Source organism: Demequina sp. TMPB413 (genome assembly GCF_020447105.2).
In the GTDB taxonomy this organism is placed as follows: domain Bacteria; phylum Actinomycetota; class Actinomycetes; order Actinomycetales; family Demequinaceae; genus Demequina.
The window spans coordinates 2,227,559-2,241,107 of sequence record NZ_CP096184.1; the positions used below are offsets into that span (position 1 = coordinate 2,227,559).

Sequence of the window (13,549 nt, forward strand, 5' to 3'; positions counted from 1 at the left end):
GAGATCTCCTAGACGGGTCGGGTGTAGTTGACGGTGAGAGCCATGCCGTCGGCGTCGGACGTGCCGCGCACCGCGTTGTAGGCCGACGAGCCCACACCCACCGTCGCGAGCGCCTGCAGGGCGCCTGTGCGGAACGACTCGAGGAGCGAGCCATCGAGCGCGAGCGTGGTGACCGCGCCCTTGGCGAGCGCGGCGGGGTTCATCGTGGCGCCGGTTGCTGCCGGCGCTGCGGAAGCGTTGGTGTTCGTTGCCGCGCGCACCACCATGGCGGGACGTGAGCCAAGCGACAGGCTGGCGTCACGCAACGTGAGCGCGATCGACTCGATCGAGACGGCGCCCAGGTCCTTGATCTGGTTGCCATATAGGGCGAGGCCGTAGAGCTGGCCGGAGCCGAACGCGTCACCCTGGTAGAGCGTTGCGCGGCCGCCGTACTCTGCCCGCGAGGCGTTCCACTGGTCGTAGGCGGAACGTGAGACGCGCCACGTGCCCGTCCACGTCGGCAGGATCGTCGCTACGGCCGCCTCAGTGGTCGGCGGGGCGTCGGGTACCTCGGGCGCACCGACCTCCGACGTGCCACCCACACGACCTAGGCAGATCATGCCGGAGGTGCCCGGCAGGTTCTCCCGGAACACCCACACGATGTCGCCCACGGTGTAGGAGCCGGCAAGGTAGGGGATCCACACTCCCGACGAGCCGTCTACGGAGACCTGCACCCGGTTGGTATCGGTGTCCACCGCGAGCAGGATCCCGGGCTTCAACTGAGTGGCGTCCGATGCGGGCTGGATGCCGCGCGGCATCAGGTCCACCTCACGTGTCACGTCCAACGCCGACAGGCGCAATGTTTGGTCGCTCACGAGATCACCGCCACATCGAGTCGCATCGCACCGTCACCGACGGTGAGGGGCAAGTCCAGGCCGACGACGACGCCGACGACGTCCACACCCCACGACCCGTCTGCAGCCTCGTCGGCGCGCACACGTAGCACGTCGCCCAGTTCGATGCGCGGATCCGGCGGCAGCTCGATCGGGATCACCTTCGCCGGCCGCAACGCCGACGCCAGCATCGTTTTCGCCGCGGCGAGGCACTGGGCCTCCGTGGTCAGAAGCGGCGAAGCGAAGAACTTGCGCTTCACTCTGAAGCCATCCGAGACCGCAGCAAACGGGCCCGTCGTCTGGCTCGCCTGAGCCCACACCGGAGGGGACGACGGGTCATCCGTCACCGCACCTCGAGCAACCACGACATTGAAGACACCATCGCGGGTCCGCCGACGGGCCTTGCCCACGATCACCGGGTAGTCGTTCCCCGGCCGGCGCTCACCCTCCGACAGCGTCAACACCGGTTCGGCGTCGTCGTCGACGGGAGGAGCCAACACCACCTGACCCGAAGGCCCTGGACGCAACACCGCAGGGATCGCGTCCGCGATCGTGTACAGCGCGTCGAGACGATCCTCCGACCACTGCAACGACTGAGGGCACGCCCTGTCCGCGAGCGCGACGTCGATCGACACGGGGAGGCCGGCCGGGACCAGACGCCGGAACTCCGAGAACAGAGTGCCGTCCTCACGTGGTGCGAGAGGCGCCGGCAGGCGGTCGTCGGCAATGACCTGGAACTCCCCCGCCGCGACGACTGACAGCACACCAGGTGAGTCCTCCGTCGTCTCCTGGATCTGGAAGCGCCCACGCCGAGTCTCATAGGCGATACCCGTGGTGTCCGACGTGACGATGACCGTGACGTCCAACTCCTGGCCGAGTGGCGCCAGGGGGTGAGTGACGTCGCCCTCCCCGGGCAGCCAGTCGAAGCCGTCAACGATGCGGGCGACCGTGAAGCGCAACTGGTCCGGTACAGCGTCGTCAGCACGCCACACGGGACGACCGCCGATGAGCGGCACAGACGCCGCCAACAACTGGCCGCCACGCCACGACGCGATGCGGGACGTGTAACCACACGACCCGGCAAGAACCTCAGAGGGTGCACCGTCAAGCATCAGAGCCTCGCCCCCCAGTCCTCACGGTCGAATCGATCCCAATCGAACGGAGCCCACTCCGTGTCGAAGTCCGCCCACGTCGCGGCCGCATACACCGTGTCGAAGTCGTCCCACTCGAAGATGAACAGCACCGTGCCAGGCTCCGGCTCATCGATGACTTGATGCGGCAGCGACCACACGCGCAGATCACCGACAGCGCCCACGAGCTCGTGGTCGAAGTCACCGACCGAGATCACCTCGACCGGGGCGAGATCCCGAAGCCCGATCTGCTGCCGGCGCACGATCGGTGCACCCGACGACAAGAGGGACTCGAGCGCGCTCGTGCCGGCCGCAGTGTCGGTCTCCACGACAAGCGGCTTCTCGGGCAACGAGGTGACGTCATGCCTCACCACCACGCCACGACGGCCCGTCACCTGGAAGAACGCACGCCGCGTCCGAAACGACTTCGGATCCGTGAACGTCGCCACATCGACAGGCACGATCTTGTCGCCCGACAAAGACTGGAACACACACACCGCACCCGAGTACTCGATCGAGAACGGCGCCGCCTCGTACACGTCCAAACCGATAGTGACCTTGTAGACGACCGAACCGCCCCACGGGACCCTGGAGTCCACCAACACCAATTGCGTGCCGTCTGACGTGCCCTGACCGCCCTGCACAGGCCACTCGTGGTCGCCCGCCGCACCCACCACGGTGTACACGTCGCCGTCCGCCATACCCGAGACGACGACCTGCGCGAAAGGGGGCGAGCCACCCGTGAGCTCCGAAGCCGAAACCGTGACACTCATCGCCGAGTCCCGCCCCTCATCGCTGCTGACCGTGCTTGCTGTGTGAACCTGGCCGAATCGTCGGCCGCGCCCCGCATCGAACCCAAGAGCGTGCCGTCGACGTCGTACAAGTTGAAGACCGCACTGCCGCCCGACGCGGGGTTCGCTGACGTCCGTGACGCCGACAGACCCGTGTAGGGGCGCAGCATCGCCGACGCCGGCAAACCAGTCCCCGACGCAGACCCACCACCGGCATAGCCGGCACCGATCAACGCAGACAGCACACCGCTCACGTCACGCCGGTTGATGGCGTCCATCGCATCGGTGCCCCAGAAGTGGTGCGCCTGGGCAGTGTGGACATACTCGTCATCCGACAACCACGCCGGAATCGAGTCCGACGTCCACGTGCCCGGACCACTGACCGGGCCACCACCAGCGAACGTGAGCCCACCCGAGCCACCCTGACCCGTTGCGACGCGGATCCTGTGGTCACCCGTGATCGAGCGCAACGCAGCCTGAATGTTCGTGATGTACCGGTACGCATCCGACGCGCCACTGAGCGAGATGTCCGTCACGATCGCCGTGGGGATCAACCCCAACTCGTCCGCATACGCCTCCGCCTCAGCACGGGTCGCACCCATCTGCGTCGCCGTGTCAATGAACGCCTGCCGGCCCTGAGTCATCCGGTCCGTCAGCACGAACTGCGACTCGCCAGCCTTCACACCAGCATCGATCCAGTCCCACGTCGACGAAGCGATCTCGTCCAACGCCGCCTGATTCTCCCGACCCTTCTCCGTGTGAACGTCGAGCGTCCGACCGTTCTCCTCGATACCCGCCGTCGCCGCCGAGTAGGCGTCATAGAACTCCCGCACCGCAGCGGACTCATCCAGCACCAGACCCGCAGCCTCACGCTGCTTATCGATCTGCTCCTCGAGCGCCTCCACCAACGACATGACAGCGTCAGCGGCGTCGTCCGTCGCCTCAGCCTGCTCCTCGGTCGCGTCCGTCAGGAGTACGGCTTGAGCCTCACTGTCTGCAAGAGCCTTCTGGTACCCCGGCAGATGGTCACGCACGTCGTCCGCAGAAATCCCAAGGTTTGCGATCGCGTCGGCAGCCTTGTCAGACGATCCGTCTTGCACCATCGCCGCAAGCGCTTCGTCAAGCGAGCTCACCGTCTCGCGTGCTTGGACCAGGTCTCCTCGCATCGCGCCGGTGACATGTAGGAAGTCTGCGAGCGCAACCTGCGCCTTTGGCAAGCCCTTGGTCGACTCCTCTACCCGAGCGAAGGCGTCAGCCACGGAGTTGATGTCTTCGCCGCCAGAGACGAACTTGTCCCAGCCGTTGTAGTCAGTGATCTTCTTGAGGCTGGTGCTAGCCTCATCTCCGCCTTCCGCGACCTCGTAGAGCGCCGCAGACGTGTCGGTCAAGTTTGCCGTCTCGACGGTGATCGACTCGAGCGCAGTCGACACGGCTTCGAAACCCGCGACCACACCACCCACAATCACCCCACCTCTGACGAGAGTGCCCAGTGCGGCGGCGTGGGTCTTGGTTGCAGCTGTCGACGCCTTGGTTACCGCGGTGTTTGCCGCAGTGGCGGCGGTGAGCGATCCGATCGCCGCGGTCGACGTGACCGTGGCTGTCGCGTCGGCCGCCTTCAGCGGAAGTGCTCTGCCCAAGAGGATGTTGCCGGCCGTCGTGGCCCCGTTCCAAAGCCATTGAGCGCCCGCCGAGAGCGTCGTCGCCGTGGTGTGAATCTTCTGCCAGTTGGCGGCGACCGCGATCGCCGTGGACAACGTGCCGACGGTGACGGCGAGCACCTTGGTTTCGGTCTCGTGCTCACCCATCCACTCGAGCGCTTCCAGACCCGCAGTCGCGACCTCGGTCACGGCCGGCAGCAGTTGCGTACCAAACCGTGCGGAGAGGTCCTCCGTGACCCCAGCCAACTTCTTCTGCATGCCTGCGAGTTCATCCGACGTGCGGGCGAAGTCGCCCGAGGCGGCGGCGGCGTCATTCTGAATGATCGCCAGCGTCGCCGTGACCTTGTCCTGCTCCGTCAACTCCGAGGCGACCTTCTTGCCCGTCGCGGCCAGAGCCTCCTGCTGCACCCGTGCCGTCGAGATGTTCGGGATCAGCTTCTGCAGCGAGTCGTACTCGCCACGCATCGCACCCGAGATGCGGTCGATCACGTCAGCGGTTGGGAGATCCCGGAACGAGCCCAGGTCGGCCGCGAGCTGCACCGTGGTCTGCGACATGTCGGCAGCCTGATCCGAGGCAAAGCCGAGCTGCGTGAACATGTCACCAAACCCAGCGGACGCCTCGAGCGCCGCCTGCTTCGACATACCCACGGTCTTGTAGGCCGTGTCGCCCCACTCCAACATCGCGTCGGCCTGGTCACCAAACAGGACCGTCGTCATGTTGACGGTCTCCGTCAGATCACGCGCTGCACCAATCGACTTCACCGAGAAGTAACCCGCGCCAGCCGCGAGCGCGACGAACTGTGCCGTGCCGGCAACCCGCAAACCGTTGAGCGCACGCTCTTGAGCGTTCAGCTTGTCCGACATCTTGTCGAAGACCTTGGACGCGTTGTCCTTGGCCAGAATGTCGAACGTGATGTTCGAGGGACGGGTCGCCACAGTGCACCTCCTGTCGGCGTGAGTTGGCTACTTGGGGGGCAATGCTTCGAGGTCTTCGCAGAACAGCAGGAACTGCTCGAGCGTGAGCGCACCGACGTCGCTGGGCGACAGGTGGTAAATGCGGGCGAACACCGGCAGGCGGAGATGAACGGATACTCGGACTGACGCCTCCTGGGCTACTGCGGGCCAGTGGTCTCCGGTGTCGGCTCCGTGGCGCCGTCGGAGGCCGGAGCGGAACCCTTCGACGGAGACTGAGGGTCCGCGTTCTCCGACTCCTCGGCCATCGCACCATCGGAGGTGTCGAGCATCGCTTCGTCTTCAGGGTCATCCGGCATCGGTGTGAAGTCCGACAGGCGCATCGAGCACACCTGGCGCCAACTGACAGGGAAGCCGCCTGTGCGAAGCGTGGCGAACCCGATCAGTTGACTCAGAATGATCTCGTCGTTGCCGGTGATCTCCGAGGGCGGACCCGAATACTCCTGACCTGTACGGGCCGCATGCTGCTCGAGGTGAGCGAGCCTGGATCGGTAGGTCAGGGCTTCGAGATCCGTCAGGCGCCACCCCAAGGCGCCAAGCGCTTCGGCCAGGTCGCTCATCTGCATGTCGAGTGGACGAACAATCGGCAACTCCGCGCCCGCCCACGGCAGGGTCTCGTCGGACGGGGTGATCTTGTAGCGCATGGGAGCGCCTCCAGCTTCTATTCGACGGGATGAGACTTGATCAACTTCGCGGCTTCATCGACTACGGCAATCAGGGCCTCGCGGGCCTCGACAATGCCGCCAGCAACACCACGTTGGAAGTACTGGTTACCGGCCTGCTTTGCGTAGGGACGTGTGCCCCGGGGTGCGAATACGGGGTGTTCCCACGTTTTCGCGTTCAGAGCCTTGTTGCCCCAGAACGGCTTTGCCGACGCCACCCGCACCGCGGCGCCCCTGCCGGTGCGCGGTGTCCGCACTTGTGTGGTGAGGTTCGATGCGACCTGGTCACGCAGGCCCGTGTGGTAGCCACGAGCCGACGCCTGCGCATCCAAGCCAATGATGCGAGCGCCAGCCAGTTGACGGGCACGCGGGCCCCTGCGATACCCTCCACGGCGACTCGGTTGAGCCATCGTGTAGCGGGTGCGAGAGACAGTCGCACCCACGGGCACACTCGCCAAGATCGACTGCTGCTCCTCGATGATCGACTCACCGGTCTCACGCAGCGACCGGCGCATGTCCCGCGCCAGCTTCGGACTGATCGCCTTCAGGTCATCGACGACGGCCCGCAGGTTCGTCTTGACGTCATACAGCGACGCATCCGACGTGGCCATGGCAGACCCGCTAGACCGCGGTGTCGGTCGACTGGTAGCAGACGTACACCGGGGACGTCGACGCGGCGACGAGGTCCAGAGCCTCGAAGTTCATTGACGTCACGATCGGGGCGTTGTTGCCGTCCTGAGGCAGCGAGTCGTTGAACACGATCGCCGGGATGTACACCTGCAGTGTCGCCTTCGACGAGGCACCGATCGTGGTCGGGTGCTCGAAGTTCAGCAGCAGCGACAGGCGGGTCTGGTTCAGCAGCGCGTCGCGCATCGTGGTGCCCTGCAGTTCGATGTCGAGCGACCCGGTCACGTCGACCATGCCGCGCTCCGACGTGCGGGTCCGCTTGCCCGCACCACCCAGGTTGAAGCCGCCGGCGTCCAGGTTGTTCTTCACGGTGACCTTGCCGCCCTTGATGAACGCCACCGGGTCATCGGCCGTCGTGGCCAACGTGGTGTCCGTGGGCTTGGTGACCGTGGCGCCGATGTAGATCTCGCCACCGACGAACGTCAGGGGCTCAGCACCGACGACGTAGGACGGCGACGCATACGCCTCGCCCGTCACCACCTCGCGGGAGATCCACTCCAACGCCAGCTTCACGATGGGCGATGCGAAGTCGATCTCCATCTGCTCACACACCGAGCCAGGGAACGTGTACGCCTGCACGGCGCCGCCACCCACCGGAGGCAGACCCTTCTGGATCGTGTACGACTTCGCGGGACCCGTGGTGGCAGGCGTATGGACCTGCAGGTACACACCCGTGTCGGCCGTCTCGGTCACGGTCTTGGTGCCAAGCACCGCCTCGAGCCACACGCCCAGGCCCTTCGTGACCGCCTCGAGGCCGATCTGACCGCCCGCGTCAACCTTCTCCAGCACACGGCCGGCAGAACGCTTCACGCGCGCACCCACGCGGCGGCCCTCAGACTGGGCGTAGGTGTTCTTGAAGTTCATGGACTCCGAGATGAACTCGGGGAAACGGTCGACGGTGACGGCAGTGCCGAACACCGACTCCTCCTTGATACCGATCGACGAGTCGAGAACGTTCGTCATGACTTACTCTCCCTTGGTTTCCGACGGGTCCGACCCGGCGTCGCTGCTGTCGTTGGCCTCACCGCTGTCACCCTCGCCGGCGGCGTGCAGGAGGGGGATCCCGTCCTCACCGACACCGAGCACGCCATCGCCGTCGACGACGGCCGGAGTCGTTGCCGCCATCAGCTCAGGCTTCGTCATGTCCTCCGCGCCCTCAACGCCCAGGTGCTCGGCGTGAGCGATCCACACGGCCTTCTTCGCGTTGTTAGAGGGACGCTGCGACGGATCGCCGCTGGGTCCCACCACGTGCCACACGTCGTTTTGACGCAGCAGCCGCTGCGCGTGCTCGAGCGAGACCTCGACCACTTCGCCGCGCTTGACAAGGCGCCCCAGCAGGGGCACGTCCAGGTCGCCCACTGGCGACACGTTCCTGATGTTGACCACGTTGGCCTCCTAGCCAGTGACGCGCGAGCGCGCGACGAATGTTCCGGCGAACTCCCACATACGGCCGATGCCGTTGTTGGCCTGCTCGCGTCCGGGGATGGTGTTGAAAGATGCCATGCGGCACCACATGACCTTGTCGCCCAAGGTGGTGTCGCCGTTGGGGTTTGAGCGGCGCACATACTCCGCGAGGCGTGACAGGTAGCCGCCGGCGGCGGTGTACGCGTCATCGTCGGCCTTCTGCTCCGTGTCGGCACCGCCGGCACGGAACGCGTAGCAGTGGACGTCGAGCGACAGATCCCAGTCCTGCGTGCGTTGAGAACCCGAGTTTGGGGCATCCTCGAGCACACCGTCCAGGGACCCGATCAGCACAATGTCCGACGCGTTGCGAGCGATGACGGTCCGCGTGACGTAGATGTGAGGCTCAGTGAAGAGATCCTGCGCTGCCTCGAACATCGCGGCACGAAACGCCACGCCCGCGTCGACGGGATTCGGTGCCGTGCTCATGCGACACCCGCTGCACCCGGCACTGCGTGGATCCACTCCAGAGCCCGCTTCGGGATCGCGTATCCCATCGACGTCGTGACCGTCTGCGTACCGTCAGCGTTATAGCCCACGACGCCCTGGTGAGTCTGCTGCCACGAGTGCGCCATGATCTCCAAGCACGCCAACTGGGCAGCCACAGGCACCTGCTGCGAGCCGACCGTGTAAGACACGGAAACCTTCGCCCCGCGACCCACGTCCACCCACACGATGCCCGGCTCCTCATCGACCGTGTAGGCGCCCTCAGAGAGCGCCGTACCGTCCACCGACACAGCAGTGACCGTCACGTCGTGATTGGGCAACACGACCGCCCGCTGCCCGTAGGCGCTCACCTCGGTCCACGTCTCGCTCGACGTGAACAGGGGACCCGTGTGGAACTCCACCACCGCAGACGCGGCCGCGATGTACAGCATCAACGCGTCCAACTCGGTGCCGGCACTGTTGTCCACCTGGCGCAAACGCTGCAGCGCCTGCTCGCGTGACACCAGGAACCGCGGCGTCAAAGGCCACACGTCCAGGATGTTCACGAACGCGTCGGCCGGGGTCGACCAATGCAGCAAGTAGCGTCCAGGCAACTCCGGCGTGAACGTCGCGTCGTGCTGCGCACTGCTGTCAGTCACCGCCGGCGCGGGATCCAACTCCACACCATCGGGACCGGTGACCGTGAGCGACGCCTCACCAGCAGCGGGGCTGAGCCACGACACTGTCGCGGGGGTACCAACGTACTTAGCAGTGTCGCTCACGGTTCACCTCCTACTTGGTCTCGTTGGCGTTGCCATCCGCAGCGTCGCCGGACTTGCCGTCGCCGCCTTCTTCAGCAGCCTTCTTCTCGGCCTCCGCCTTCTCAGCGGCAGCCTTGTCGGCAGCGGCCTTCTCAGCCGCAGCCTTCTTCTCCGCTGCAGTCGCTCCCGTCTCCGGCTTTGCGCCGTAGTGCTTGAGCTGCGCGTCGACCTGCTTCACACGCTCCGGCAGGTCGCGGCGAACGTAGCCCTGGCGCTCCATGTTGAGCGCGTCGATGATCTTCTGGTTGGGGTTGGGCTTGCCGCTCTCGGCGGACGCCTTGCGATCGGCGGCAGCTGCCGCTCGGGTGTTGCTGGCCATGCTCTTCTCTCTTTCGTGTGCGGTGGAGGGTGGAGACGGTGGGGGCCGGATGCCCGGCCCCCACCGCGAGCCCGACTAGAAGGTCGGGGGAACCAGGCCGGTACCACCGATGACCTGCACGGCGCCGTCGTAGCGCTCGAAGCAGGTCGCCTGGTAGCCGTAGACGACGAAGTCGACCTTCAACTTCTTCGACTGGGTCTGCTCGGCTCGAATCATGAGCGGAGCCGAAGGGTCCTCCCAGAGGTGGGCTTCCTTCTTGGCGTACACCGCCACGCGATCCTCGTTGGTGCCCGCGCCGAGGTTCGACGGCAGGTTGCCGTCCGTGACGACCGGGTCGTCCGACGGCAGGTAGCCGCGCACGCCCTTGAGCGCACCGGTGATGACTCCCTGACCCTGCGCCCCGACGTTGCGACCCGAGATGAACGGGTGCGTGTCAATGAACTGGTTCATGAGCCAGCGCCACCGGTTGCGACGCATGAGCACGCGGATGTCGCCGTCGACCGTCTGGTCCTTGAGCGCCTCTTCCACGCCGGAGATGGCCTGCAGGATCTTGGCGTAGAGCTCGATCGCCGTCGGGCTGGCGTCCGTGTAGGTCACTGCGGTGCCCGCGGCCAGAAGGCCGGTCGACGCCCGGAGGATCGCCTTGCGGTCCTTGTCCGTGTAGTACTCGCGGACGAGGTCCTCAAGCATGGCGTCGGATGCGTCGGGCGCCCGGTCGAGAACCTGACGCGGCACCGACTGCGAACCCGCGACCGTGTAGATGGGCACGGTGATGAGCTCGTCGTCGAAGTCCGTCTCGTCGACATCGGCGCCCTCTGCTGACTGCTCGTCCACGGAGGTGCCCGTGGCGACCTTCGGCAAGTACGCCACCATGCCCGTGGCAGGGAGCTCGTGCACCGTCATGTTGTCGCTGTTCGCGAGCTGCGCACCTTCCTTCGCCTCGGGAGCGAACAAGTCGGTGAGGTACTCCGGGATCGCAAAACCCGACACGTTCGCCGTGCTGGCGATGCGCTCAGCGACCGGGGTGCCCGCGTCTTTGCGTGCGTCGAGCACCTGACGGGTTGACTTCTCGAGACGCGAGCGCGCCTCGGTGTCGCCCAGGAACGACCGCGCGACGTCCTGCATGAACGCCTTGCCCTTGGGGTCCCGGTCGGCGCGGTACGGAGACTCCTCGGTGATAACCCGGGTTGAGGTCTCCCGCTCTTCGGGCAACTCAGCGCCCTTGTGAACCTCAGCGGCACGCGTCGCGGCCAGCTCGTCCTCGGCGATCTCGGCAGAGAGGTCCGCGGCGCGGCCCTCCATGTTGCCAAGTTCCGCGTCGATCGCCTTGCGGCGGTTGAGCGCCTCGGCAACCTTGTCATCGTCAGGCGTGTCCTGGCCGCGGAGCTCGGTGAGCTCGGCGACGACAGTGGCACGCTCCTTGTACTTCTCGGAGATGCTGCGCAGGAGTTCTGCGTGCAGCTTCTTCGGGTCCATGGTGGTTCCTTTCGGAGGAGTGAGTGTGTGTCGGTGCCAGGCAGCCAGGACGCCAGGCCGAAGCGCGGCGGCGCGGAAGCGCGGACTTACGGGGTGCGCCTAGTGGAAACGGCGCGGAGCGATGTCGTCCTCACTGATGAGGTCGACACCACGCTTTGAGGGGGCAGTGGCGGCGAGCTGCGTCGGGGGCTCCGGCAGGTCGTCAGCAAGGCCGGAGCCCGCGGTGTAGGGGTTGGCGCCGTAGCCGACGATCGCAACGTCACCGCGGTGCAGATCCACCTGCTCGATGTCGTACTGCATGTAGTCCGGCGCCCAGAGGCCCTTGATGATGCGGAACGAGAACGACATCTCGTCGACCAGGCTGTGACCCGTGTCGTTCGGGATCAACTTCGGCACGATGTACGCCACGTCCGAGTCCCGGGTGTCCAGGTCCGCGCCGACGTGCAGACCGTGCTCGGTCTCCTCGAGGTGCAACGTGCCCATGATCGTCCGGGCGATCCGGCGGATCTGGTCGTGCACGATGACGAACGGCACGTCGAGGTCCGACTGCAGGAGAGTCTGCCGGAACGCGCCTGCACGCACCACCTCGTCGTAGGGGCCGTACCAGTCCCACATCTCGTAGGGCTTCTCCGTGACCGACGCATAGCCGTCGAATCGAACGATCCCGGACGTCGACGGCTCGGAGACCCGGAACTCCGACACACGCGCGGCAACCCGCGCACCCGACGCAAGGCCCTCCGCACACCGACGGTGCGATGGGCGGTCCGCCAGCATCCGAGTCTTCGCGGCGCGCTCAGTGGCGGCCGTGGCGCGGCGCGCCTGCAACAGCGTGGTCATGACGCTCCTTCAGTTGGTGACGTGGACGTGGACGGCTCGGAGAGGTCGAGGTCGGCGCCCGCCCGGTTCGCGAGCTTGCGCAATTCCTTCTTGGAGATGACGTCGTTGACCTTTGCCAGGTAGCCCATCTGCAGGAGCCGTGCGACCGCCGTGGCGCGCTCGGCCTCGTCGATCCCCGACTCGTCCTCGAGCAGCGGCCCCATGTTCTCGAGCCCGCGTGCCTCGTCCTTGGACTTGAGACCCGCCAAGTACTCATCGATGAGGAGACGCCGGCGCTTGTCGGGATCCATGCGGAGCAGACCCTCGGTGTTGAGCTTCACGAAGCCACGGCCAGGGACCAGTCGAGACAGTGCCTTCTCGCGCCTTGTGACCGCGGGGCCGAAGTTCATGATGAGGAACTGCAGGTTGCGTTCGCTGATGTTGGCGTAGGTGATCGACTGGCCAGACACGGCCGCGTCGATGAGGTCCGCCGGCACGCCAAAGAAGCGGGAGATGTCCACCGTCTGGTGATCCATCAACGCCAGGAACCCGACGTCCTTGGCGCGAGCGCTCTGAATGTCGATCTCCCAGCTCTTGCCGATAGCTGCAGGCTCCCCATTCGACATCGACGCCGCGACCCGGCGCTGCACGAGCGAGGCCTCACGCGCGTTGAAGTCTCTGGCGTTGTTGCGCAACACCATGCTGGGCGTTGCGCCACGCTCGAACCAGTCCAGCGCAAATTGCAACGCGGAGGTGTGGGCGCTGAGCGTCCGGGCCGCCATCGCGATCGGCGACAGCCCGATCGGGGAGCCCGCCTCCGTGTATTGGCGCTCGTGCCAGATCTCGGCAGGCTCATAGTCGGTGTTGTCGATGCGGTACTTCGTGACGCGGGAGCCCTTGCCCTTCACCGTCACGTCGGAGGCAGAGACGAGGTGGATCTCGCGCGGCAGACCTGCACCATCTTTCGACGTGATGACGCCGAAGTCGTTGCCGAACCGGTCAAGGTCCAAGCGGGTCGAGTGCATCCATTCGGTGATGTCCATCGGCTGACCCTCAGCCCACGTGTCCGGGGTGACCAGAACGTCCGGCGTGCTGACGGGCGTCATGCGATCGCTGCCCGTGTAGCGGGTGAAGCAGTCGATTGGCAACGTTGACTCGAGGCCTGCACGCAGCATCGTGGCCGCCCACAAGGCCGAGATCCGCATCGCGTCGTTGGTGGAGACCCGACTACCGGAGCCCATCCCGCGTCGTGACGGAACGCCGGCGTCGGTGAGACTGATGCGGCGCTGAGGGAACAGAAAGCCCACGATCAACCACCCATCTGATAGGCGACGTACATCGCGATCGCGCCGCTGACGATGAGCCCCAGTGCGGGAGCGATGAGCCACATGCCGGTGGCGATCGCGGCGAAGCCGACGAAGCCAATGACAGTTCCGACGTTGATGCGCATGGGGATCT

Annotated in this window: 16 protein-coding genes; 1 reads left to right on the top strand and 15 read right to left on the bottom strand. The window is 66.0% G+C overall.

Translation table 11 applies throughout. The features are described 5' to 3' along the window. Positions 1-8: 8 nt before the first annotated feature. From LGT36_RS10645 to LGT36_RS10660, 4 genes are read right to left on the bottom strand one after another with little or no spacing between them, the layout of a single operon-like run. Positions 9-854: a hypothetical protein gene (locus LGT36_RS10645; RefSeq protein ID WP_226096380.1), complete on the bottom strand. Its 846-nt coding sequence runs from the start codon at positions 852-854 to the stop codon at positions 9-11. After that, a complete protein-coding gene (locus tag LGT36_RS10650; RefSeq protein WP_226096381.1) occupies positions 851-1,984 on the bottom strand; it encodes a hypothetical protein in 1,134 nt (377 codons plus the stop codon). Before LGT36_RS10650 ends, LGT36_RS10645 begins: the two co-directional genes overlap by 4 nt. Next, complete coding sequence (locus tag LGT36_RS10655) at positions 1,984-2,775, bottom strand: hypothetical protein (RefSeq protein ID WP_226096382.1); 792 nt, start codon at positions 2,773-2,775, stop codon at positions 1,984-1,986. Before LGT36_RS10655 ends, LGT36_RS10650 begins: the two co-directional genes overlap by 1 nt. Next, positions 2,772-5,387, bottom strand: a complete 2,616-nt coding sequence (locus tag LGT36_RS10660; RefSeq protein ID WP_226096383.1) for a hypothetical protein — start codon at positions 5,385-5,387, stop codon at positions 2,772-2,774. Before LGT36_RS10660 ends, LGT36_RS10655 begins: the two co-directional genes overlap by 4 nt. Before the next feature lie 18 nt (positions 5,388-5,405). On the opposite strand from LGT36_RS10660, the gene LGT36_RS10665 reads away from it, so the two are divergent. Continuing rightward, positions 5,406-5,552, top strand: a complete 147-nt coding sequence (locus LGT36_RS10665) for a hypothetical protein (protein ID WP_226096384.1) — start codon at positions 5,406-5,408, stop codon at positions 5,550-5,552. An 11-nt stretch (positions 5,553-5,563) separates the two neighbouring features. Here LGT36_RS10665 and LGT36_RS10670 read toward each other — a convergent pair whose 3' ends face one another. The 11 genes from LGT36_RS10670 to LGT36_RS10720 form a co-directional block, all read right to left on the bottom strand. Continuing rightward, a complete protein-coding gene (locus LGT36_RS10670) occupies positions 5,564-6,067 on the bottom strand; it encodes a hypothetical protein (RefSeq protein WP_226096385.1) in 504 nt (167 codons plus the stop codon). A 17-nt stretch (positions 6,068-6,084) separates the two neighbouring features. Continuing rightward, the gene (locus tag LGT36_RS10675; protein WP_226096386.1) at positions 6,085-6,696 is read right to left on the bottom strand and encodes a hypothetical protein; all 612 of its coding nucleotides are present in this window, start codon (positions 6,694-6,696) and stop codon (positions 6,085-6,087) included. Between the two features lie 10 nt (positions 6,697-6,706). After that, entirely contained in the window at positions 6,707-7,735 is a 1,029-nt protein-coding gene (locus LGT36_RS10680) for a phage tail tube protein (protein WP_226096387.1), read from the bottom strand. A 3-nt stretch (positions 7,736-7,738) separates the two neighbouring features. After that, entirely contained in the window at positions 7,739-8,158 is a 420-nt protein-coding gene (locus LGT36_RS10685; RefSeq protein ID WP_226096388.1) for a hypothetical protein, read from the bottom strand. Positions 8,159-8,167: 9 nt separating this feature from the next. Continuing rightward, positions 8,168-8,662 carry a hypothetical protein gene (locus LGT36_RS10690; protein WP_226096389.1) on the bottom strand — a complete coding sequence of 165 codons (495 nt, stop codon included), beginning with the start codon at positions 8,660-8,662 and terminating at the stop codon, positions 8,168-8,170. Continuing rightward, positions 8,659-9,441, bottom strand: a complete 783-nt coding sequence (locus tag LGT36_RS10695; RefSeq protein WP_226096390.1) for a hypothetical protein — start codon at positions 9,439-9,441, stop codon at positions 8,659-8,661. The genes LGT36_RS10690 and LGT36_RS10695 overlap by 4 nt, the downstream gene beginning before the upstream one ends. 10 nt (positions 9,442-9,451) lie before the next feature. Continuing rightward, positions 9,452-9,799, bottom strand: coding sequence for a hypothetical protein (locus tag LGT36_RS10700; protein ID WP_226096391.1), 348 nt, complete (start codon positions 9,797-9,799; stop codon positions 9,452-9,454). 75 nt (positions 9,800-9,874) lie between these two features. Further along, positions 9,875-11,275 (bottom strand): hypothetical protein, encoded by a 1,401-nt coding sequence (locus LGT36_RS10705; protein WP_226096392.1) that lies wholly within the window; start codon positions 11,273-11,275, stop codon positions 9,875-9,877. A gap of 99 nt (positions 11,276-11,374) precedes the next feature. Beyond that, positions 11,375-12,112, bottom strand: coding sequence for an HK97 family phage prohead protease (locus tag LGT36_RS10710; protein ID WP_226096393.1), 738 nt, complete (start codon positions 12,110-12,112; stop codon positions 11,375-11,377). Beyond that, entirely contained in the window at positions 12,109-13,398 is a 1,290-nt protein-coding gene (locus LGT36_RS10715) for a phage portal protein (RefSeq protein ID WP_226096399.1), read from the bottom strand. The genes LGT36_RS10710 and LGT36_RS10715 overlap by 4 nt, the downstream gene beginning before the upstream one ends. Positions 13,399-13,400: 2 nt before the next feature. Beyond that, the gene (locus LGT36_RS10720) at positions 13,401-13,541 is read right to left on the bottom strand and encodes a hypothetical protein (protein ID WP_226096394.1); all 141 of its coding nucleotides are present in this window, start codon (positions 13,539-13,541) and stop codon (positions 13,401-13,403) included. Positions 13,542-13,549: the final 8 nt, after the last annotated feature.

What these genes read in the sequence shown, in the direction of transcription:
- LGT36_RS10650 (WP_226096381.1), bottom strand. Translation starts at nt 1,984, where the DNA reads ATGCTTGACGGTGCACCCTCTGAGGTTCTTGCCGGGTCGTGTGGTTAC.
- LGT36_RS10655 (WP_226096382.1), bottom strand. Translation starts at nt 2,775, where the DNA reads ATGAGTGTCACGGTTTCGGCTTCGGAGCTCACGGGTGGCTCGCCCCCT.
- LGT36_RS10670 (WP_226096385.1), bottom strand. Translation starts at nt 6,067, where the DNA reads ATGCGCTACAAGATCACCCCGTCCGACGAGACCCTGCCGTGGGCGGGC.
- LGT36_RS10675 (WP_226096386.1), bottom strand. Translation starts at nt 6,696, where the DNA reads ATGGCCACGTCGGATGCGTCGCTGTATGACGTCAAGACGAACCTGCGG.
- LGT36_RS10680 (WP_226096387.1), bottom strand. Translation starts at nt 7,735, where the DNA reads ATGACGAACGTTCTCGACTCGTCGATCGGTATCAAGGAGGAGTCGGTG.
- LGT36_RS10690 (WP_226096389.1), bottom strand. Translation starts at nt 8,662, where the DNA reads ATGAGCACGGCACCGAATCCCGTCGACGCGGGCGTGGCGTTTCGTGCC.
- LGT36_RS10700 (WP_226096391.1), bottom strand. Translation starts at nt 9,799, where the DNA reads ATGGCCAGCAACACCCGAGCGGCAGCTGCCGCCGATCGCAAGGCGTCC.
- LGT36_RS10705 (WP_226096392.1), bottom strand. Translation starts at nt 11,275, where the DNA reads ATGGACCCGAAGAAGCTGCACGCAGAACTCCTGCGCAGCATCTCCGAG.
- LGT36_RS10710 (WP_226096393.1), bottom strand. Translation starts at nt 12,112, where the DNA reads ATGACCACGCTGTTGCAGGCGCGCCGCGCCACGGCCGCCACTGAGCGC.
- LGT36_RS10720 (WP_226096394.1), bottom strand. Translation starts at nt 13,541, where the DNA reads ATGCGCATCAACGTCGGAACTGTCATTGGCTTCGTCGGCTTCGCCGCG.